Origin of the sequence: Halorussus lipolyticus (assembly GCF_029338375.1) — an archaeon.
GTDB lineage: Archaea > Halobacteriota > Halobacteria > Halobacteriales > Haladaptataceae > Halorussus > Halorussus lipolyticus.
On sequence record NZ_CP119804.1, the window covers coordinates 1,484,335 to 1,503,000 of the forward strand.

Below are 18,666 nucleotides of genomic sequence, written 5' to 3' on the forward strand. Positions count from 1 at the left end.
CATCGCTAAACCGGGACGCCCGCTACGGCAGGGTATGCAACCGTTGCGTTCGCTTCTCGGGAGCGATGAGACGACCGTCGCGCTGTTCGTGGACGGTCCGAACGTCCTCCGGGACGAGTTCGACGTGGACTTAGACGACGTGCGCGAGGCCGCCGAGGACCTCGGTCAACTCGTGACGGCCAAACTCTATCTGGACGAACACGCCACGCCGGGCCTGATTCAGGCCGGCGAGGCCCGCGGGTTCGAGGTCACGGTGACCTCCGGGGACGTGGACGTGAAGATGGCCGTCGATGCCACGGAGTTCGCGCTGACCGAGGGCCTCGACGTGCTGGCCATCGCCTCGCGGGACACCGATTTCAAACCCGTGCTGGAGAAGGCGGCCCACAACGGGGTCCGGACGGTGGCCATCGCTCCCGGCGAGTACGGCCGGTCCGACGCGCTCCGGAACGCGGCCCACGACGCCTACGTCGTCGAGGAGTGAACGCCAGAAACCGAGGAAGAAGAATCGCGCTTCGCGTTACTCACAACTATTTTTCTACTTTTCTACTTTCCGCCCGGCGCGTGCTGGCGCGGTCATCACGAGCGAAGCGAGTGACTGCTCGGCGGACGCGGTTTGTCCGCCGGTGGATGAGCAACGGAGCGAAGCGAGTAGCGCAATCGGTTGGGGAGGGTGTGGCCCGCGGTAGCGGTGCGGGGCAGTGCGGGAACGCCTGTGCTTCGGCAATAGCTAGCTTCGCTCGACTTTACTGCCGCCGCTATCTTCTCGGAAATCCACCGACTGCTACTCCCTTCTCAAAATCCATACCGACGACACAAATCAGCAAGCCATACTCATTCCCCAGACGATTTTCCGAGCGTCTTCACCTCGACCTGATGAGTCTCACCCTCGCCCACCCGCAGGGCCGCCGTCTCGACAATCGCGTCCGCGACCGCCTCGCGCCACGCCTCGACGGCCTCGACGTGGCGCTCGCGGTGGCGCTCGACCGTCACCTCCTCGTCCGGAGTCTCGCGGAGCGCGTCCTCGGTTTCGTCGGGCGTAGGGTAGGACGGGACGGACTCCTCGGCGAGGAGCCTCGCGGGCGGGACCAGCAATGCCCCGGTCTCGGGGTCGAGGTCCGACTGCGAGTCCGTCCCGGCGGGACCGGGGTCGTGAAGCCGCGCCCGCATCCGGCCCGAGAACGGCGGCGTCGCCCGGAGGACGAGGAGTCGCGGACTCTGCTGGCGGGCCTCGTAGGCCGACACCACGTCGTCGGCGGTGACGGCGAGCGACCGGATTCGGCGCGGGTCGTCTGCCATGCTCGTGTCTTGGGTTCTGCGCGGTCTTGAATTTCGCGCTAGGTTGGGCGTTCTCGGGGAGGAAATTTAGACAAGTCGCGGGAATCTCGACAGTAATTTCGAAAGCCCTTGTGTTCGGCACCGCAACAGCAGACGAAACAGCAATGTCCTCGAAAGCCCTCGCGCGGTTCGCCATCCGGAGGACAGTCCTGCTTGGCCTGCGGCCTGCGCGGGCTGTGACTTCCGAGGCCACACTCGCACCGGAAGACAAACCGCGTCTTCCGAGCCATCGTCGTCCGAAAATCGGAGATTTTCGTGATCACGAAAGGCTTCGCCTTTCGAACGACCTCACTCCGTTCGGCGAGACACCGCCCGCGCCGATAGGGGTCGCTGAGACGACCACGCAAGCGCGAACCCTACTCGCCCTTTCAGTCCACCGAGGAGCGTGGATTGCTCCACTGGACGGAACAGGTGAACGGTCGTCTTCCCGAAGACGGTTCTCGTCCGATAGTGACATATCATATTTTCTCGCGTGCGCGAGAGTCGTAACGCGATACCGACACTGACGAGAGAGCAGTTTACGATGAAAAACAATTCCTAAAGACAACTATATATTTTCTAAATACTTGGTTTCAATTGTCTGTGGCAACGTCGCCGCCGACACCGGAGAGGAGTCCCACCGACCGACTCCGAGGAGTCGGCCCGAATCGCCGACGTTTTTCCTTGCTTGGTCGTAGCGACGACCATGACCGAGGACCTCGGCACGCCGGTACTCGACAACCACCTGCATCTGGACCCCGACCACGGGCGAGGCATCGAGGCCGTCAAGGACTTCGCGCGGAGCGGCGGCACCCACCTGCTGGTGGTCAACAAGCCCTCGTGGTTGCTCGGCGTCGAACCCGAGACCGGCGAGGAGTTCCGCCCTGTCTTCGAGACCACCATCGACGTGGTGGAACGCGCCACCGAGGAGCTACCGGGCAAGGCGTGGCCCGTCCTCGGGGTCCACCCCGGACTGGTCTCGAAGTTGGTGGACGACCGGGGATTCGCCCCGGAGGAGGCCCGCGAGTTGATGCAGGCCGGGTTGGACCTCGCCGCCGAGTACGTCGCCGACGGGAAGGCCGTCGCGCTCAAAACCGGGCGACCGCACTACGACACCACCGACGCGGTGTGGGAGGCCTCGAACGAGGTTCTCCGACACGGCCTCGTCCTCGGGGCGGAGAACGACTGTGCGGTCCAACTCCACACCGAGGCCAGCGAGGACCTAACCGACATCGCCGGGTGGGCAGAAGACGCCGGCCTCGACCCCGAGAAGGTGGTCAAACACTACGCGGGCGGCAAGTTGGCGGGACCCACCCCGAGCGTGATGAGCGAGAAAAATCGCCTCGAACTCGCCGCCGACCGGGGCGACCCCTTCCTGATGGAGACCGACTTCGTGGACGACCCCAATCGACCCGGCGCTGTCATGGGACCCAAGACGGTCCCCCGGCGCGTCCGCTGGATGCAGGAGGAGGGATACGACGAGGCCGTCCGAAACGCCCACGTAGAAACGCCGAAACGGGTGTACGACCTTAGCACGGAAGAAACATTCGACAGGTAGCGCGGCCAAAGGAGAAAGGCATATGAAGCGCGCAACACTCGGAAAAGACATGAGCGCGCCTCCGGAGGAATTCTACTCCGACGAACGCTGGCAGAACTGGCTCGACCGAATCCGGGAGGAGGACATCGACCCGGAAGACGAGGATTCCGCTCGTCTCCTCCTCAACCTTCAGGACGACGTGGCGATTGCAGTCGCCAAAATCGTCACCGCCTACGACGACGAACAAATCGACGAGGAGGAGGCGCTTGGCGAACTGAACGACATCCGCGAAGTCGTCCTCAACGAAGTTGACTTCGAGAACGACGAGAAAGCGATGCTCATCGACGGCGTGCAGACGAGTCTGGTCTGCGTCTTCTACGCCGCCGAGCAGTACGTCGCTGAGGGTCCGGCCGACGAGGCCGCCGTCGAGGAGTATGTCGTGGAAGCGGGCAAGGCCGAGGAGGCCGAGGACCTCGACTCGGCGCTCGGACTGGTCGCGGCCGCCGGGACGCGCATCATCGACGGCGAGGAACTCGACATGGAAGTGACCGAGGAACTGGAGTACGGTCTCGTCACCGAGTGGGTCAACGGTCTCGATAGCCTCCAGAGCGCGATGAGCGACCCCGAAGTTGTCGAAGAAGAAGACGAAGACGCCTGAGCGTCTCCGCGGTCGAACGGTCCCGCGATTTCTACGACGGGAGTGTTTCGACCGGACAGGCGCTATTTTTAACTACCGTCCGCGAAAGGAACTGAGTAGTGCGATTCCGAACCGACGAGCGCGGGGTGACGGTCCAAATCGGGACGGTACTGCTGTTCGCGGTACTCGTCGTCCTTCTCTCGACGTATCAGGCGTCGGTCGTCCCCCAGCAGAACGAGCAGGTGGAGTTCAACCACAACCAGCAGGTCCAGAGCCAGATGCAGGACCTGCGCGACGAACTCCTCCGGACCGCCGAGACGGGAAGCGGCGGGTCGGCCTCGCTCGCGCTCGGTACCCGGTACCCGGTTCGGGCCTTCTTCGTCAACCCCAATCCGCCCTCTGGAAGCCTTCGGACCTCGGCGACGGCCCCGGTCGTCCTCGACAATGCCGAGGCCACGGGCGAGACGGGCGACTACTGGACCGGCGACCCCCGAAGCTTCCAGACCCGCGGCCTGACCTACAACCCCAACTACAACGTCTACCAGAACCCGCCGACCACCGTCTACCGCAACGGGGTCCTCTACAATCGGTTCGACGGCGCGACCCGAATCGTGGCGGGCCAGCGCCTCGTCCGGGGCAACACCGTCTCGCTGGTCGCGCTGACCGGCGACCTCTCGAAGGCGAGCAGTAGCACCGCGAGCGTCAACCTCCGACCGGTCAGTCCGGCCGCCCGGACCGTGACGGTCGAAAACGAGGACGGCGAGGACCTCTCGATGGTCGTCCCGACGGAACTGAGCGTGGGCACATGGGAGGACCTCCTCGACAGCGAACTCGACCCCGACGGAGACGAACCAGACAAGCGCGTCACCGCGGTCGAAGACGCCGGAACGGACCGGGTTCGCATCGTGCTGGAACCCGGCGTCTACGAACTGGAGATGGCCAAGGTCGGGGTCGGGTCCGACGTTACCGGGGTGGGTCCTCACTACGCCACCGACGTTCGAGGAGACGACGCGAGCGTGGCAGAGGGGACAAGCCAAAAACTCGTCGTGGAGGTCCGAGACCGGTACAACAATCCGGTTTCTGGCGCTCGGGTGAACCTCTCGCTGGTCAGCGACGTGGACGGTGACACGCTCACGCACCTCGGGGAGTCCCGCGACGAGTTCGAGAATCGCCGGACCGACTCGGAAGGGCAAGTCGCGGTCCGGTTCGACGCTGTCGAGTCCGGCGAGAACACCCGCGAGGAGGCCGTCAGGGTGAGCATCAAGGACGTGCCCAACGGGAAGTTCGACGCCGAGGCCAAGGAGAACCTGACCTTCGACCTGCAGGTGTACAGCGTCGGCGGCCCCGGTAACGGTAACGGTCCCGGAAACGGCGACGGCCCCGGTAACGGCGATGGCCCCGGAAACGGCGACGGCGGGTCAGCGGCCGACAGGATTCGCGCTGTGGACGGAACGACGCCCGAGAGCGAGTCCGACACCCTCTCGCTCGACATCGAGAACACCGGCGATTCGGAGGCCGTCGTGACCCACTTCGCAATCTCGACTCCCGGCAACCAGAACAGCGGCGTCAGGCAGGTTGACCGAATCAACCGCCCGAACAGCGAATACGAGGTCACCATCGAGGGCGGTGGCAGAGACGGGTACTCCTCGCCCGACTACGGTCGCTTCGACAATCCCTTCGCTACGGACGACACGAAGTACTCCCTGAAACGGGGAGGAAACGACGGACGCGGGCAGGAAGCGACCCTGACCGGCGGAAGCACGGCGGCCGTCGATATGGGCGCGTTCGACGGCGGTAACGTGGAACTCACCTACTACCTCGTGGACGACCCCGCGAAGGCCGACCTCACGGTCACGCTGACCTTCCAAGACAGTTCGACCAAACAGATTTACTTCCGAGTCACGAACGTCAATAGCTGAGACGAGTCGAGACGACCGGGATTTTCGACGCGCGTCGAAGACCCTATCGACAAAACCTTATATCCGGTCGCCGGAGATGAAGATATGACAGCCGTCGGTATCGACGCCATCGAAATCTGGACCGGAAAGCTGAAACTCGACCTCGCGGAGACGTTCGCGCCCGAGAAGGGCGAGGACCCCGAGAAGTACACCAAGGGTCTGGGCCTCCACGCGAGTTCCTTCCCCGACGCACACGAAGACATCGTGACGATGGGCGCGAACGCGGCCCACCGCCTGATGGACCGCAAGGGTCTGACCCCCGACGACATCGGTCGCATCGACGTGGCCACCGAGTCGGCCTTCGACAACTCCAAGCCGGTCTCGACCTACATCGCGGGATGCCTCGAACAGGTCTACGACGAGGACTTCCACCACGCCAACAAAGGGGAACGCAAGTTCGCCTGCATCGCTGGCACCCAGAGTTTGGACGACGCCTACAACTGGATAAAGGCGGGTCGGAACCGCGGTCGGTCGGCGCTCGTGGTAGCGACGGATACCGCACTCTACGCTCGCGGCGACCCCGGCGAGGCCACCCAAGGCGCTGGCGCAGTCGCCATGCTCATCTCCGAGGACCCCAACCTCGTGGAACTCTCCGCCGAGCAGGGCTACGGGTCGGCCGACGAGACCGACTTCCTCAAGCCCAACCAGCAGTTCCCGAGCGTTGACGGCAAGCGTTCGATGCAGGTCTACCTCGCTCGGATGCGCGAGGCCCTCGAAGATTACGAGTCGGTCGCAGGGGCCTCCCACCCCGACGACTTCGCCTACGTCCCCTTCCACACGCCCTTCCCCGGCATGGTCCGGAAGGCCGCGGTGCTGGCCTACCGCCACATGATTCGGGGCACCCCCATCGAGGAGGACCTCGCCGAGGAAATCGGCTTCCAGCCGCGCGAGGAGGACTTCGAGGACCGCGAGGAGTACAAGGAAGCCATCCGGGACTACATGGATGAACTGAGTTCGACCGACGACTACCAGACGTGGTACGACGCCGCCATCGAGCCGACCCTCTCCATCTCGCGGGAGGTCGGCAACTGGTACACCGGCTCTGTCCACATCGCCCGCGCCGCGGCGCTCAAGCAGGCCGCCGAGGAGGGCCGTGACCTCGCCGGGAAAAAGCTCGGCGTCGGTTCCTACGGCTCCGGCGCACAGGCCGAAATCCACGCCGAGACGGTCCAAGAGGGCTGGAAAGACGAAATCGAGGCGCTCAACATCGACGAGCAGAACGCCGCGCGCTACGACCTTTCCTTCGAGGAGTACGAGAACGTCCACGACCGACACAATCACGACAAGACCATCGAGATGGAGGACTTCACGGTCCCCGACGGCGAGTTCGTGTTTACCGGTCGCGGTCGGATGAACGAGCGTCTGTACGACTACGTGGAATAATCGGTCTGTCGCGCGTCCGTTCTTCTATTCACGGCTTTTCTGCTGTTCTCGTCTCTCGGTTCCGATTTCTTCGAGTAGGGTTGCCGGTTTGTCCTCGCCGAAACAGTAGACGAATTGATTATTAGAACTAGCTTCAGGCTTGAGCATGGCCGTCTTCCGCTCTGCGACCGTGCCTCGTCCTCCCCAACCTCCTGTGCTTCTCGGCCTTCGCTTCGCTCGGCCTCCGATGCTCGTCCCTCGCACGCGAGGCGCGGCGCAGGAGCGACGCGCCCACGCGCGCCGGGCCGGGACGGGAGTCCATCGAATCACTATACAATTATAAAAGAAACAAAATAATGTTCTACGGAAACTCTCGCAATGCTTTCAGCACGTCCTCGATTGGTTCGTCCGTAACCGCCAGTGAGAAGCCGTCGAGGCGGGCCATCTTCGGCGCGTGTTCCCACAAGTCCTCGCGGTCCAGTCCGTGGAGGACCACCGCGTTCGGCGTCGGGTTGACCACGCGCATGGCGACCAGCGGCGACTCCCCCCGCGTGACGTTGGTGAACATCAGCGCGCGGGAGGTGCTTTGGCCGTAGAGTCGGTAGAACTCCTCGCTGGAGAGGCGCGTGATAGCCTCGATGCTGTCGATGACGGTGTGGCCGGTGACGTGGCGCTGGTCGCCCTCGGAGAGTTCCGTCGCGCCCACCGTCTCGTAGAATCGGTCGAGCGAGACCTGCGTGGGGTATTCGCGCAGGTCACTCACGATGTCGCTCTCGAACCCGGCCGAGAGGACCCGAGCGTACTGGCGGATTCGGTCGCCGCCTCTGCGCTCGTCGATGTCCAACAGTGCGGTGACGATGCGGGCCACCACGCCGATGCCGGGACTCTCTCGCCGGCCCGATTCGTAGTCGCTGACGACCGACGAGGACACGTCGAGGTGGTCGGCCAAGTCGGTCTGGGAGACGCCGAAGTCGGTGCGCCACTTCCGGAGGGTCGCGCCGGGATTCTCGCTGAGGGTTATCTCGCCCGCGATGCGCTCGGCGAGGTCCTCGCGGGGGTCGGTGGCGTCGGTCATGGTCCGAGGTGCGCGAGTCTCGCGGAAAAGCGTATCGAAATCGGGGTTCGACGTTCGCCGAACACGCCGGGAAACTGATATTGTTGCTCGTCCCCAAGTGGCACGCATGCCATCGACGGTGGTTCACGTCGCGCTCGCGGGACTCGTCGGGACGGCGCTGTTGGCCGAGTACTTCGACGGGAAGGCGGTGGCGGTGGTGATGGCCGCCACCGCGCTGGTGGACTTCGACGTGTTTCTGGGGTTCTGGATAGAGGGTGCCCACCGGGCGGCCTTCCACACGCTCCTGTTGCCCCTGCTCGGGGGCGTCCTCCTGTGGTGGGACCTGCACCGACGAGACCGGTCGCGCCTTCGCTCGCGGTGGGGGCCGCGAGGAGTCCGGGTGGCGTGGGTCAGCGTGGTCGCCGTGGCGTTCGCCGGCATCGGCCTCGACGGGTTTTTCAACGGCGCGAACCTCCTCTACCCGGTCCACGACCGGTTCTACACGTTCTCGGGCAAGGTGTTCTACTCCACCACCGAGGGGTTCGTCCAGACGCTCGTGACCGTAGACGTGCAGGCGCTCATCGACGCGGTGGTGCCGGACCCGGCCTCGACAGGCGGCTCGGACTCGGCCGCGGCGGGCGGCGGTGGCGGCGGTACAAGCGCCAGTAGCGGCGCGAGCAACTCCAAGCCCGCGCCGACGACGGACAACACCCACTACAGTACGGGCATCGACCCAAAGAAGGGCGCGGAGACGGGACAGGTCGAACGCCTCTTTCCCATCGCCTACACCGGCGAGCGCGCCTTGCTGGCGCTGACTGGCTACTCGGTGGTCGGGATGCGAGTCTGGATGGAGCGACGACGCGAATAACCGGGCGACGACCGGGACCCTCGAAACCAACACGCAATCGCTAACACCCTCGTCGGCCAACCGCAGGGTATGACCGACGAATCTGGAACAGACGACGCTCCCGCCGACGAGGCCACGACCGACGGCGTTCGACTCCGGCCCTACGACCCGGACCGGGACCCCGAGGACCTCTGGGACCTCAAGCGCGCCTTCGAGTTGGGCCTCGGGTCGGGCACCGGCGGCGACGGCAAGCAGGCCGTCTACGAGGAGAAACTCACCACCGAGTACGGCGAGCGGTACCTCGACTGGGTGTTCTGGTGTACGAAACACGACCCCCGGTGCGTGACGGTCGCAGAAGTTGTCGAGGGAGAAAGCGCGGACGACACTCTCGCGGGCTACGTCTTCGTCCTGCCCCAGCAGTTGGCGATGATTTGGGACGCTGGGGTCCTGAACGAGATTTACGTCCGGCCCGAGTTCCGCGGGACCCAACTCGCCGACGACCTGATGGAGTCGGCAGTCGCGCTAGCCGAGGACCAAGACCTGCCCCTCGACCGACTCGTGTTGGACGTGGACCGGGAGAACGACCGGGCGAGCGCGTTCTACGAACGCCACGGCTTCGAACACTGGGGCGAGATGGTCGCCCGAAAACTCGAATAGCGGCCTACGAAGCCTCGAGCGAGTTTCCGCACTCCGCGCAGTGGTTCGGTTGCCACGAGACGGTCTTCACGATTTGCTGTTCGTCCTCGCAGTAGTCGCACCAGCGTTCCATCGCGTAAAAGTTGGACGAAATACACTTATTCCTGTGGGAAAGTTTGGCATAGTTTCGACCGGTAAGCGAGAACACACCGAGAGTCAGACTGTTCCGGAGTGTCGTAAGCCGATTCCTCTGTCTCGGTGGACGCCCCTTTCCCTCGTTCGCAGTCGATTGGAACGAGAGTCGGACCGCCGTCAAACGCCGACTAACGCGCTGAAACGACACGTACGTCGGCATCGCCGACGCCCCAAACCGAGGCCCCGAGTCGAATGCTTGGTTACTCGGCCAGTCGGACCAGCGCGCCGCCGACGGCCCCGAAGACGACCGGATAGACCGCGCCCGCTAGCAGGACGGCGGTCACGGGGTCGGGCGAGATAGCGACCTGCGTGTCGCCGATGGCGTGGGCGGTCAGGAAAGCGACGGCCGCCGACAGCGGGAGATAGCCGACCACGACGCCCGCGCCGGCCTTCGCACTGTCGAGGAGGCCTGCTCCTCGTCCGTAAGCCCCAATCGCTCCCACCGCGGTCAACAGCAGGGCCGGGAGCGCGAGGAGCAACGTCGAACCGCCCTCGCCCGTGACGAAGTTGGCGGTCCGGGTCGCGCCGGTGATGGTCGGAATCCGAGTGGCGACGAAGTGGGCGTTGAGGAATAGCCACGCGACGCCCTTCCACGCCGGGACGGCCTCGCCGCCGAGCAGTTCCGAGACGACACCGACTCCTCGAAGCGCCTCCGAGACGGTCTGGGACTTCCAGACGTAGGCCACCAGATACCCGACGAACCACGCGCCGGCACCGCCGACTGCGCCGCGGGCGAGCAGTCCCCTGACAGCGATTCCGTCTCCCGTTCCGGTAGCGTCTCGGGTCGTGGACATACCGGCGACCTTCTACCGACGGATGGAGTATCTTGTGGCCTCCCGACAGCGGATTGAAGCCTGTTCCCTCTCGAATCGCTCGCCCTGCCGCTCCGAATCCGTCGCCGTCGAGGACTGCCCCCATCGGATTCAAGACCGCGGACGAGAAATATCCACCAAATGATTCTCCGGGATGTCAGGATTTTGGACGGAACCGGCGAGGAGGACGACGAGGCGTCGCTCCGGTTCGACACCGAGGAGGGCCGAATCGAAGCGGTCGGCGATGCCGAACCCAGAGACGACGAGGAGATATTCGACCTCGGTGGCAAGACGGTCGTGCCGGGGCTGGTGGACGCCCACGTCCACTTCTCGCTGTCGGGGCAAGCGAGCGTGACCGAGGTGGTGAACATGAGCGAGGGCGAACTGATGCTGACCGAGGCCAAGAACGCCCGCGAGACCCTCACAGCCGGGATTACCGGCGTCCGAGCGATGGGAGCGCGGGACCTCGACGTGGTGCTGGCCGAACGCATCGAACGCGGCGACGTGCCCGGTCCCCGGATGGTGGCGAACTGCCGGTCCATCACCATCACCGGCGGGCACGGCCATCACCTCGGCCGGGAGGTAGACGGCCCGACCGAGTGCCGGAAGGCGGTCCGCGAGCAGGTCAAGCAGGGCGCGGAGTTCATCAAGTTCATGGCGACCGGCGGGGTGACGACGCCCGGCACGGACCCCGACTCGCCCGCGTTCACCCAAGACGAGATGGACGCTCTCGTGGACGAGGCCCACCGCCGAGGAGTCCACGTCGCCGCCCACGCTCACGGCGCAGAGGGAGCGCGGGCCGCCATCCGAGCAGGCGTGGACACCATCGAACACGGTACCTTCCTCGATTCGGCGACCATCGAACTGCTGGTGGCCGAGGACGTGGTGCTGGTCCCGACCCTCTCGGCACCCTACCGCATCGTCCGCAACGCCGACCACGCCACCGACGAGAGCGTCCAGAAGACCCAGAACGTCTACGAGCGCCACATCGAGTCGTTCGAGGCCGCGGTCGAGGCGGGCGTCGAAATCGTCGGCGGCACCGACGCCGGCACGCCGTTCAACTACCACGGCGCGAACGCCACCGAAGTCTCGTTCATGACCGAGTACGGGATGGACCCGATGGACGCCATCGTCGCCATGACCGGCCGCGCGGCGGACGTTATCGGCTTGGACGACGCCGGAACGCTCGAATCCGGGTCGTTCGCCGACCTCCTCGTGCTGGACGAGAACCCCCTCGAAGACACCGCCGCGCTCCGCGAACCGGAGGCGGTTCTCAAGGGCGGCGAACTCGTCGCCGGAACGGCGCTGGACCGGTTGGGCGACCGCAGAGCGGAGTCGAACTCGTCTCCTCGGACCGAGGACGCCGACCCCGCCGTCGGCGAGTGAGCGTCGGCGGGGAGCGCGTCAGTGGGTGAAGACCAGAATTCGGTCGTCGTCGCGGACCACGCAGAACCGACCGCCCGGCGGGTTGAAACTGTTGTGGCGCTTCTCGGAAATCAGCAGGTCCGAAAAGACGTCGTCGCACGCCGGGCAGGACAACTCTTTCTTGTTCTCCCATAACTCTACCTTGCCCGTATCCTTGTGGAGTTTCAGCGCGTGGCGATGGTCGTGGACGTCGAATCGCTCGGGCATATCTCGGCCTTCTCGTCAATCGCCCTTCGTCGCTTCGCTCCACTCGTCGCTGGTGACGGGTAATGGCGAAACTGAATAAATGCTTCGACGGGTCGTAGCAAAGTTGTATATGATTTGGCCGACAAATGCCAAGTATGACTGACGAACAGGAACACCGAGAAGAAGTCAAAAACTCGGAGGGGTTCGTCCGGTCGAATCGACCGGACTTCACCGCAATGTTCAAGCGCGTCTTTCGCTCTGGCGGTCAGAAGTAGCCCGTAAAAACCTCGTTACAACTTCTCAATCTGGCGCTCGCAAGTCTCGGATTTTGCTCGCTGAGGCCGAACCTATCCTTCGCAACCACTAAACTCCCTTCGTCCCTACTCCCCCTAATGACCGACTGGACCGAGAAATATCGGCCCTCCTCTCTCTCCGAGATTCGCGGGAACAACAAGGCCCGCGACCAGTTGAAGGAGTGGGCCCAGACGTGGGAGAACCACCGGGACGCCGCGATTTTGCACGGCAGTCCGGGCGTGGGCAAGACCTCCGCGGCCCACGCGCTGGCCAACGACATGGGGTGGCCGACTATCGAGTTGAACGCCAGCGACACTCGGACCGCGGACGTGGTGGACAAAGTTGCGGGCGAGGCCGCCAAGAGCGGGACGCTGACCCAGACCGCGCAGGGCGAAATCGGTCGCCGACTCGTCATCATGGACGAGGCCGACAACCTCCACGGCAACGTCGATAGAGGAGGAACCAAGGCCATCACCGAGGTCGTCAAGGAGTCGGGTCAACCGATGCTCCTCATCGCCAACGAGTTCTACGACATGTCGAACACCCTGCGGAACAACTGCGAGACCATCGAGTTCCGCGACGTGCAGGCCCGGTCTATCGTGCCTGCGCTCCGCCACATCTGCAAACAGGAGAACATCGACTACGAGAAAGACGCCCTCCGGGCTATCGCCGACAAGAACGACGGGGACCTCCGGTCGGCGGTCAACGACTTGCAGGCTATCGCCGAGACCAACGAGCGACTCACGAAGGAGGACGTCGAGGTCACGGGCGAGCGCGACCGGACCAGCGGCATCTTCGACTTCCTCGACGTGCTGTTCAAAGAGGCCGACGCCCAGAGCGCGATACAGCAGTCCTACGACGTGGACGAGACCCCCGACGACATGCTCAACTGGGTCGAGGACAACGTGCCCAAGGATTACGAGGGCGAGGAGTTAGCGACCGCCTACGACTTCCTCTCGAACGCCGACAAGTGGCTCGGCCGGGTCCGGGCCTCCCAAGACTACTCGCTGTGGCGGTACGCTGGCGACAACATCGCGGGCGGAGTTGCGGCCGCTCGGCAGGGCGACAAGGGCGACTGGACCCGGTATGGCCCGCCGAGTTACTGGCGAAAGCTCGGGAGTTCGAAGGCCAACCGGAACAAGCGCGACTACGTGGCCCGCAAAATCGCCGAGGCCGACGGCGTGAGCATGTCCACCGCCCGGCGGGAGATGCTTCCCTTCCTCTCAGCGATGACCCACCACTGCAAGAACCGCGAGTTGACGATAGCGATGACGGCGAAGTACGAGTTGGAGGCCGAACACGTCTCGTTCGTCACCGGGTCCGGCAAGACCACGAACAAGGTCCAGAACATCGTCGAGGAGGCAGAGGAACTCCGGGAGGAGGAGGCCGTGGAGCATTCCGGGGGCGCGTTCGAGGGGAGTCACGGGAGCCGAGCCACCGGGGCCGAAGCCGATTCGGACAGCGACTCGGCGGCCGGTTCGGAGGCCGAGGGGGCGTCCGAGGACGACTCGGAGGCCGACGCCAGCGAGGACGACACCGACGACAATCAGGCCGGACTGACCGACTTCGGGTCGGACTGACTTCTGAGTCGCCTGCGGGTCGGAGGAGTCGGGGGCAGTCGGGGGCTACCGGGCGGGCCAGACGAGGATTTCGCCGTCCTCGCGGACCGTCACGTCGTGGCCCTCGTACTGGAACGTAATGGACGTCTCCGTCTCGCGGTCGCGCATCGACGCGACGAACTCGTGGAGCGCGTCAGGGTCCATGTACTCGTAGAGGGGCGCGAGTTCAGTCACCGAGACCCCGGTCGCCCGAGAGATGGCGCACGTGACCGCCGAGTCGAGCGTCTCGGTGCCCTCCCAGTCGGCCTGCACGCGCAGGGGTGTCTCGCTCTCGTACTCCACCGCGTCAACCGTGTGCGTTTCCGTCTTCGACATGATGTCTCGCCAATTCACGGCAAGACGGACAGGTGCTTGAACCCCTGAAACGCTGAAAGCCGATTGGAAATTCTGAGCGCGGGTTGGCGTCGAATTAATCCGGATTAAACCTGCCAACTCCTTCCTAATCGGGGTAACGACCGAATACGCCCGAGAAACGTCTCGTGGAATCCCGTCTGAGCGGGTAAGACGACCCAAAATGACGCAATCTCTTTTTTGCTGGGGGCCGGAGATACAGTCGAATGGGGGCGCGACAGTTCGCGTTGTTCGCCGCGGCGCTCTGTCTCGTGGCCGCGGTCGGTACGCCTATTGGCGGAGCGGTCTCAGAGAGACCGATTGAGGGAGCGGTCTCAGCGAGTCCGATGGACTCGCCGACGACGCCAGCGACCGCCCGGTCCCAGATGCAACAGGTCACGCCCGACACGGTGGTCCTCGACGTACAGGTGTACGAAAACGGGACCGCCACGTGGGAAGTGGTCTACCGGACGCGACTCGACGACCCCGAGACGACCGCGGCCTTCCGAGGCTACAAGGCCGACATCGAGAACAACTCCGAACGCTACAGCCAGCAGTTCGTCGGCCGGATGAACAGTACCATCCGGAGCGCCGAGGAGTCCACGGACCGTGAGATGTCCGGTACCAACTACTCGGTCCGGGCCGAGATTCGGGAGTTCCCCCAGCGATACGGGCTGGTGGTCTACTCGTTCAAGTGGCGCGGGTTCGCCGACGTGTCGGGCGACCGAATCCGGGTCGGCGACTCGCTGTCGGGGCTGATTCTCAACGAGAAGACCCGCCTGCTGGTGAAGTGGCCCGAAGGCTACGAGGCCACCACCGTCGAACCCGAACCCGAAACGGGCTACGAGAAGCGCGACCAAGCGGTGGTCTGGAACGGTCCCATCGAGTTCGCCAGCAACGAACCGCGAGTCGTCGTCTCGACGCCCGGCACCGGGTGGTTCGACCTCCCCGAGAACCTACCGTGGGGACTGTTCGCGCTCGTCGCGGGTGGTCTCGGGGTCCTCGTCGCGCTCGGGGGCGGCGGGTGGTGGCTCTACCGGTCGCGCGACGAGGAGACCGACGACGCCGACGCCGAACCGCCCGAGGACCTCCTGAGCAACGAGGAGCGCGTTTTGCGACTCCTCGAACGTCGGGGCGGTCGAGTCAAGCAGAAAGCGGTGGTGGACGAACTCGGGTGGACCGAGGCCAAGACGAGCCAAGTCGTCGGGAGCCTGCGCGAGCAGGGCAAAATAGAGAGTTTTCGGTTGGGTAGGGAGAACGTACTCGCGCTGGCCCAAGAACAACGGGAATCCTAACTCGGACGGCAGGCGTGGCGGACCGATAGGCCGCCCGAATCAGTCTTAATTCGGCTAAATCCGAGTTCAGTAACGGCGGCTTATTGGCCGTGGACGGCGTGGAAACGGACGAATGAGACCGACGTTCGTCTTGCTCCTCGCGGTGGTCGCGCTCGTCGGAGCGACCGGGGCAGTCGCGGCCGATGGGGGAGACCAGACAGGGGTACAGAACGGGACAGTCGCCGAACAGCAGGCAGGTGGGCAGAATCAGACGGCCGGTGGGCAACAAGCGGGCGGGCAGAACGAGACGACCGGCGAACAGCAGGCGGGCTGGCAAAACCAGACGACCGGTGAAAACCGAACCGACGGGCCGAATCGGTCGGCACCGCAAGCCAAGTCGAGTAGCGAGTTGGGACTACAGGACCAGTCGAGTCAGAGTCCGCCGCCGTGGCCGGACGAGGACGACACGACCGGGAACGACTCGAACGCGACCACGACCGGCGTCTCGCCGGGTCAGCAACTCGCCGGTGCGGTCGGTGCGCAGGGGGCCTCGCTTCAGGGCGACCTCTGGAACCGCACGCTCGCCGGGCGGTTGAGAAACGCGACGACGCCCGGCGAGCGCGCAGAGGTCCTGAGAAACGAAGTCAAGTTACTCGAATCGAACCTCGCCGCGCTCCAGTCGGTGCGGGGGAACCTCACCGAGGAGTGGGCCGACGGCGAGATTTCCGAGGGTCAGTACCGGGCCTCGCTCTCGGAGTTCGTGGTCCGGGCGCGGACCGTCGAACTGCGGGCCAACCAAACCGCCAGAGTGGCCGAGGAGCTATCGGTGCGAACCCGCGAGACCCACGACGTCAACGTGAGTTACATCCGCAGTCTGGGCGAGGAGGCCCACGCGCTCTACCAGTTCGAGGACGAAATCGGACAGGAAGTGGCGAACGAGACGCTGGCGAATCAGAGCATGGCGGAACTGCCGATGGGCGATTCGGAGGACGAGGACAAGCGTTCCGACGAGCGTTAGGGAATTGTGTAGTTGTTTTAGAACCATACTTGTATTGTCTTAATGATTGTTCTGGTGTCTTCTCCGGGTTAGTTCGTTTCGAGGTGAGTACGACCGCGAACCGCGGAATCGCCGTGATGAACACTTCTTGAAGCCCCCGCCCGCTCGCGGTCGCTGGCCGGCATATCCGACGGACGTAGTTGCGACGGATAGGGGCCGACCAGCGACCGCGACCGGGCGGCCCCTTCGTCCCACCCGGAGGTTTGTTCGGTCGGGCATTCGCTGGTAGTTGCTTCGCCGGGCGGCTCCGGTGGGTGGTTCACCGAGCACATCCCCGTGGAAAGTTCCACCGAGCGCGCTCGGCGTCGGCCGGTCTGCCGACGCCGGGCAAAAAGGAGAAACCGGGGAAAACCGAATTTGAGGTCCTCAGTACGGGATGACCTCGAAGCCCTGCGGAAGCACGAACCCGAGAATCAGGAACAGCAGTCCCGCGATGGTCGCGGTGATGGCCGCGTAGGGAATCTGGGTCCGGACGTGGACGAGGTGGTCGCTCCCCGAGGTCGAGGACGCCAGCACCGTCGTGTCCGAAATCGGCGACGAGTGGTCACCGAAGATGCCGCCGCTGAACACCGCGCCCAGCACGAGGGGCAGGTTCGCGCCGGTGGTGAACGCTACCGGGATGGCGATGGGGAACATGATGCCGTAGGTGGACCACGAACTCCCGTCGGCGAAACTGATGCCGGCGGTGGCGAAGAACACGAGGAGCGGGATGATGCCCGCGGGAACGCCTTGGAACCAGTCGGTGACGAAGTTCGAGATGCCGAGTACCGTCACGCTGTTCTGAATCGACGAGGCCAGCGTCAGGATGAGCGCCGCGAGGAAGATGCCCTTGAACCCGCGGACCAGCGCGTCGGTGGCGTCGTCGTTGCTCGGGATGTCGCCCCGGAGGCGGTAGAGGACGAACGCGACCACGAGCGCCGCGGTGGCCGCCAGTCCCAACCGAACCCCGCCGATGTTGAAGGCCCACTCGCCGGTCGGCGGCACCATCAGTTTGTATCCGCCGAGTGCGAACAGCAGGTTCTCGGGCTTGCCGGGCACGTGGACCACGGGACTCCCGCGCCAGAACATCGCGCCGAGACCGACCGCAATCATCGTCGCCACCGGAATGGCGAAGTTCCGCCAGTCGGGCGTTGCAGTGTCGGCCATCTCGTACTCGTCCATCTCCTCGGAAATCATGGGGTCTTGGTCGGGGCCGACGACCCCGCCGCCGTTCCGAGCGCGCTCCTCCTCTCGACCCATCCCGAAGATGTTGGGGAAGACCTGCCACGCGACCAGTCCCGCGATGACCAGCGCGACCCACGAGTAGAACCCGAAAAAGAGGCTGTTGAAGAACAGCGGCCAGATTTCGGCGGTGACGGCGCTCGCGCTCTCGCCGGTCCCGCTGACGAACCCGCCCATGCCCTCGGGCAGGACGCCCTGCTTCTGGGCCTCGGTGAGGCCGCCGCCGATGAACCCGATGAGCGCCGCGCCCCACGTCGAGTAGAACGCGAGGCGGGCGGCGGGACTCCCCGCCGAATCGACGTAGTAGGCCAACTTGGCCCGCGAGACGTTGTACTTGTCCGTCAGCGGGCGCATCATCGACCCGACCACCAGACAGTTGAAATAGTCGTCGATGTGGACCGCGATTCCTGCGATGTAGGCCGCCTTCTCGGCGTCTGCCGGGGAATCGGCCCAATCGGCCAGCGCCTCGAGCACGCCCTGAATCGCCCCGGCGCGAATCATGAGTCCTATCATCCCGCCGATTGCGAAGATAGCCAACAGGACGTTCTCGACGTACCACGCGCTACTGAACAGCGGCGCGGTCGCCACCAGCGTCGGAATCACTTTGAGACCGAACAGCGCCCCGAGTGCGTTGCCCGCCGGAGTTCCCACGAGGTCCGGCGGCACCCCAACCGCGTCCGCTCCCGGCCTCAGCGCGCCGTAAACCGGCCCGGCACTCGCTACTCCGACGAACAGTCCGATGAGCGCGTCTCGCGTCGTCCACGCCAAGGTAATCGCCAAGATTGCGGGGACGAGCGACCAGACGCCAGCGTCGATACTTTCTAGAGCCATCTACCGCCCTCATGGTAGTCGGTGACACAAAGGGGTTTCGACTGAAAGAAACTCTCTCGGGCGCGAATTTCAGAAAA

The 18,666-nt window shown here is 64.7% G+C and carries 17 protein-coding genes; 11 read left to right on the plus strand and 6 right to left on the minus strand.

Annotated elements, in window-relative coordinates:
* Nucleotides 1-34 precede the first annotated feature (34 nt).
* Nucleotides 35-481: an NYN domain-containing protein gene (locus tag P2T57_RS07475; protein WP_276301859.1), complete on the plus strand. Its 447-nt coding sequence runs from the start codon at nt 35-37 to the stop codon at nt 479-481.
* A 350-nt stretch (nt 482-831) separates the two neighbouring features.
* Here P2T57_RS07475 and P2T57_RS07480 read toward each other — a convergent pair whose 3' ends face one another.
* Nucleotides 832-1,296, minus strand: coding sequence for a DUF8009 family protein (locus P2T57_RS07480; protein WP_276301860.1), 465 nt, complete (start codon nt 1,294-1,296; stop codon nt 832-834).
* 724 nt (nt 1,297-2,020) lie between these two features.
* Here P2T57_RS07480 and P2T57_RS07485 point away from each other — a divergent pair.
* The 4 genes from P2T57_RS07485 (at nt 2,021) to hmgB (ending at nt 6,829) form a co-directional block, all read left to right on the plus strand.
* The gene (locus P2T57_RS07485) at nt 2,021-2,872 is read left to right on the plus strand and encodes a TatD family hydrolase (protein ID WP_276301861.1); all 852 of its coding nucleotides are present in this window, start codon (nt 2,021-2,023) and stop codon (nt 2,870-2,872) included.
* 49 nt (nt 2,873-2,921) lie between these two features.
* Nucleotides 2,922-3,509 (plus strand): DUF2150 family protein, encoded by a 588-nt coding sequence (locus P2T57_RS07490; protein WP_276301862.1) that lies wholly within the window; start codon nt 2,922-2,924, stop codon nt 3,507-3,509.
* A gap of 98 nt (nt 3,510-3,607) precedes the next feature.
* A complete protein-coding gene (locus P2T57_RS07495; protein ID WP_276301863.1) occupies nt 3,608-5,407 on the plus strand; it encodes a hypothetical protein in 1,800 nt (599 codons plus the stop codon).
* Between the two features lie 84 nt (nt 5,408-5,491).
* Nucleotides 5,492-6,829 carry a hydroxymethylglutaryl-CoA synthase gene (gene hmgB, locus P2T57_RS07500; protein WP_276301864.1) on the plus strand — a complete coding sequence of 446 codons (1,338 nt, stop codon included), beginning with the start codon at nt 5,492-5,494 and terminating at the stop codon, nt 6,827-6,829.
* A 340-nt stretch (nt 6,830-7,169) separates the two neighbouring features.
* On the opposite strand, the gene P2T57_RS07505 is transcribed toward hmgB, so the two are convergent.
* Entirely contained in the window at nt 7,170-7,883 is a 714-nt protein-coding gene (locus P2T57_RS07505; protein WP_276301865.1) for a helix-turn-helix domain-containing protein, read from the minus strand.
* A 106-nt stretch (nt 7,884-7,989) separates the two neighbouring features.
* Between P2T57_RS07505 and P2T57_RS07510 the strand changes: the two genes are divergently transcribed.
* Entirely contained in the window at nt 7,990-8,730 is a 741-nt protein-coding gene (locus tag P2T57_RS07510; protein WP_276301866.1) for a metal-dependent hydrolase, read from the plus strand.
* A 69-nt stretch (nt 8,731-8,799) separates the two neighbouring features.
* Nucleotides 8,800-9,366: a GNAT family N-acetyltransferase gene (locus P2T57_RS07515; protein ID WP_276301867.1), complete on the plus strand. Its 567-nt coding sequence runs from the start codon at nt 8,800-8,802 to the stop codon at nt 9,364-9,366.
* A gap of 374 nt (nt 9,367-9,740) precedes the next feature.
* On the opposite strand, the gene P2T57_RS07520 is transcribed toward P2T57_RS07515, so the two are convergent.
* A complete protein-coding gene (locus tag P2T57_RS07520) occupies nt 9,741-10,334 on the minus strand; it encodes a DUF7978 family protein (protein ID WP_276301868.1) in 594 nt (197 codons plus the stop codon).
* Between the two features lie 159 nt (nt 10,335-10,493).
* On the opposite strand from P2T57_RS07520, the gene P2T57_RS07525 reads away from it, so the two are divergent.
* On the plus strand, nt 10,494-11,738 hold the full coding sequence (locus tag P2T57_RS07525; protein WP_276301869.1) for a metal-dependent hydrolase family protein: 1,245 nt from the start codon (nt 10,494-10,496) through the stop codon (nt 11,736-11,738).
* 18 nt (nt 11,739-11,756) lie between these two features.
* Here P2T57_RS07525 and P2T57_RS07530 read toward each other — a convergent pair whose 3' ends face one another.
* A complete protein-coding gene (locus tag P2T57_RS07530) occupies nt 11,757-11,984 on the minus strand; it encodes a DUF7385 family protein (RefSeq protein ID WP_276301870.1) in 228 nt (75 codons plus the stop codon).
* A gap of 371 nt (nt 11,985-12,355) precedes the next feature.
* On the opposite strand from P2T57_RS07530, the gene P2T57_RS07535 reads away from it, so the two are divergent.
* The gene (locus P2T57_RS07535) at nt 12,356-13,837 is read left to right on the plus strand and encodes a replication factor C large subunit (protein WP_276301871.1); all 1,482 of its coding nucleotides are present in this window, start codon (nt 12,356-12,358) and stop codon (nt 13,835-13,837) included.
* 45 nt (nt 13,838-13,882) lie between these two features.
* Here the strand turns inward: P2T57_RS07535 and P2T57_RS07540 are convergent, their stop codons facing one another.
* Complete coding sequence (locus P2T57_RS07540; protein ID WP_276301872.1) at nt 13,883-14,191, minus strand: HalOD1 output domain-containing protein; 309 nt, start codon at nt 14,189-14,191, stop codon at nt 13,883-13,885.
* A 242-nt stretch (nt 14,192-14,433) separates the two neighbouring features.
* On the opposite strand from P2T57_RS07540, the gene P2T57_RS07545 reads away from it, so the two are divergent.
* Both P2T57_RS07545 and P2T57_RS07550 read left to right on the plus strand, forming a co-directional pair.
* Complete coding sequence (locus P2T57_RS07545) at nt 14,434-15,501, plus strand: helix-turn-helix transcriptional regulator (RefSeq protein ID WP_276301873.1); 1,068 nt, start codon at nt 14,434-14,436, stop codon at nt 15,499-15,501.
* 112 nt (nt 15,502-15,613) lie between these two features.
* Nucleotides 15,614-16,498, plus strand: coding sequence for a hypothetical protein (locus tag P2T57_RS07550; protein ID WP_276301874.1), 885 nt, complete (start codon nt 15,614-15,616; stop codon nt 16,496-16,498).
* Nucleotides 16,499-16,903: 405 nt separating this feature from the next.
* Here the strand turns inward: P2T57_RS07550 and P2T57_RS07555 are convergent, their stop codons facing one another.
* Complete coding sequence (locus P2T57_RS07555) at nt 16,904-18,589, minus strand: Na+/H+ antiporter NhaC family protein (protein WP_276301875.1); 1,686 nt, start codon at nt 18,587-18,589, stop codon at nt 16,904-16,906.
* Between the last annotated feature and the right edge of the window lie 77 nt (nt 18,590-18,666).

Bases quoted from the DNA above. Each gene is read 5' to 3' on its own strand.
- P2T57_RS07555 (WP_276301875.1), bottom strand. From the start codon at position 18,589: ATGGCTCTAGAAAGTATCGACGCTGGCGTCTGGTCGCTCGTCCCCGCA.
- P2T57_RS07550 (WP_276301874.1), top strand. From the start codon at position 15,614: ATGAGACCGACGTTCGTCTTGCTCCTCGCGGTGGTCGCGCTCGTCGGA.
- P2T57_RS07505 (WP_276301865.1), bottom strand. From the start codon at position 7,883: ATGACCGACGCCACCGACCCCCGCGAGGACCTCGCCGAGCGCATCGCG.
- P2T57_RS07535 (WP_276301871.1), top strand. From the start codon at position 12,356: ATGACCGACTGGACCGAGAAATATCGGCCCTCCTCTCTCTCCGAGATT.
- P2T57_RS07525 (WP_276301869.1), top strand. From the start codon at position 10,494: ATGATTCTCCGGGATGTCAGGATTTTGGACGGAACCGGCGAGGAGGAC.
- P2T57_RS07545 (WP_276301873.1), top strand. From the start codon at position 14,434: ATGGGGGCGCGACAGTTCGCGTTGTTCGCCGCGGCGCTCTGTCTCGTG.
- P2T57_RS07530 (WP_276301870.1), bottom strand. From the start codon at position 11,984: ATGCCCGAGCGATTCGACGTCCACGACCATCGCCACGCGCTGAAACTC.
- hmgB (WP_276301864.1), top strand. From the start codon at position 5,492: ATGACAGCCGTCGGTATCGACGCCATCGAAATCTGGACCGGAAAGCTG.
- P2T57_RS07520 (WP_276301868.1), bottom strand. From the start codon at position 10,334: ATGTCCACGACCCGAGACGCTACCGGAACGGGAGACGGAATCGCTGTC.
- P2T57_RS07480 (WP_276301860.1), bottom strand. From the start codon at position 1,296: ATGGCAGACGACCCGCGCCGAATCCGGTCGCTCGCCGTCACCGCCGAC.
- P2T57_RS07485 (WP_276301861.1), top strand. From the start codon at position 2,021: ATGACCGAGGACCTCGGCACGCCGGTACTCGACAACCACCTGCATCTG.
- P2T57_RS07515 (WP_276301867.1), top strand. From the start codon at position 8,800: ATGACCGACGAATCTGGAACAGACGACGCTCCCGCCGACGAGGCCACG.
- P2T57_RS07475 (WP_276301859.1), top strand. From the start codon at position 35: ATGCAACCGTTGCGTTCGCTTCTCGGGAGCGATGAGACGACCGTCGCG.
- P2T57_RS07540 (WP_276301872.1), bottom strand. From the start codon at position 14,191: ATGTCGAAGACGGAAACGCACACGGTTGACGCGGTGGAGTACGAGAGC.
- P2T57_RS07490 (WP_276301862.1), top strand. From the start codon at position 2,922: ATGAGCGCGCCTCCGGAGGAATTCTACTCCGACGAACGCTGGCAGAAC.
- P2T57_RS07510 (WP_276301866.1), top strand. From the start codon at position 7,990: ATGCCATCGACGGTGGTTCACGTCGCGCTCGCGGGACTCGTCGGGACG.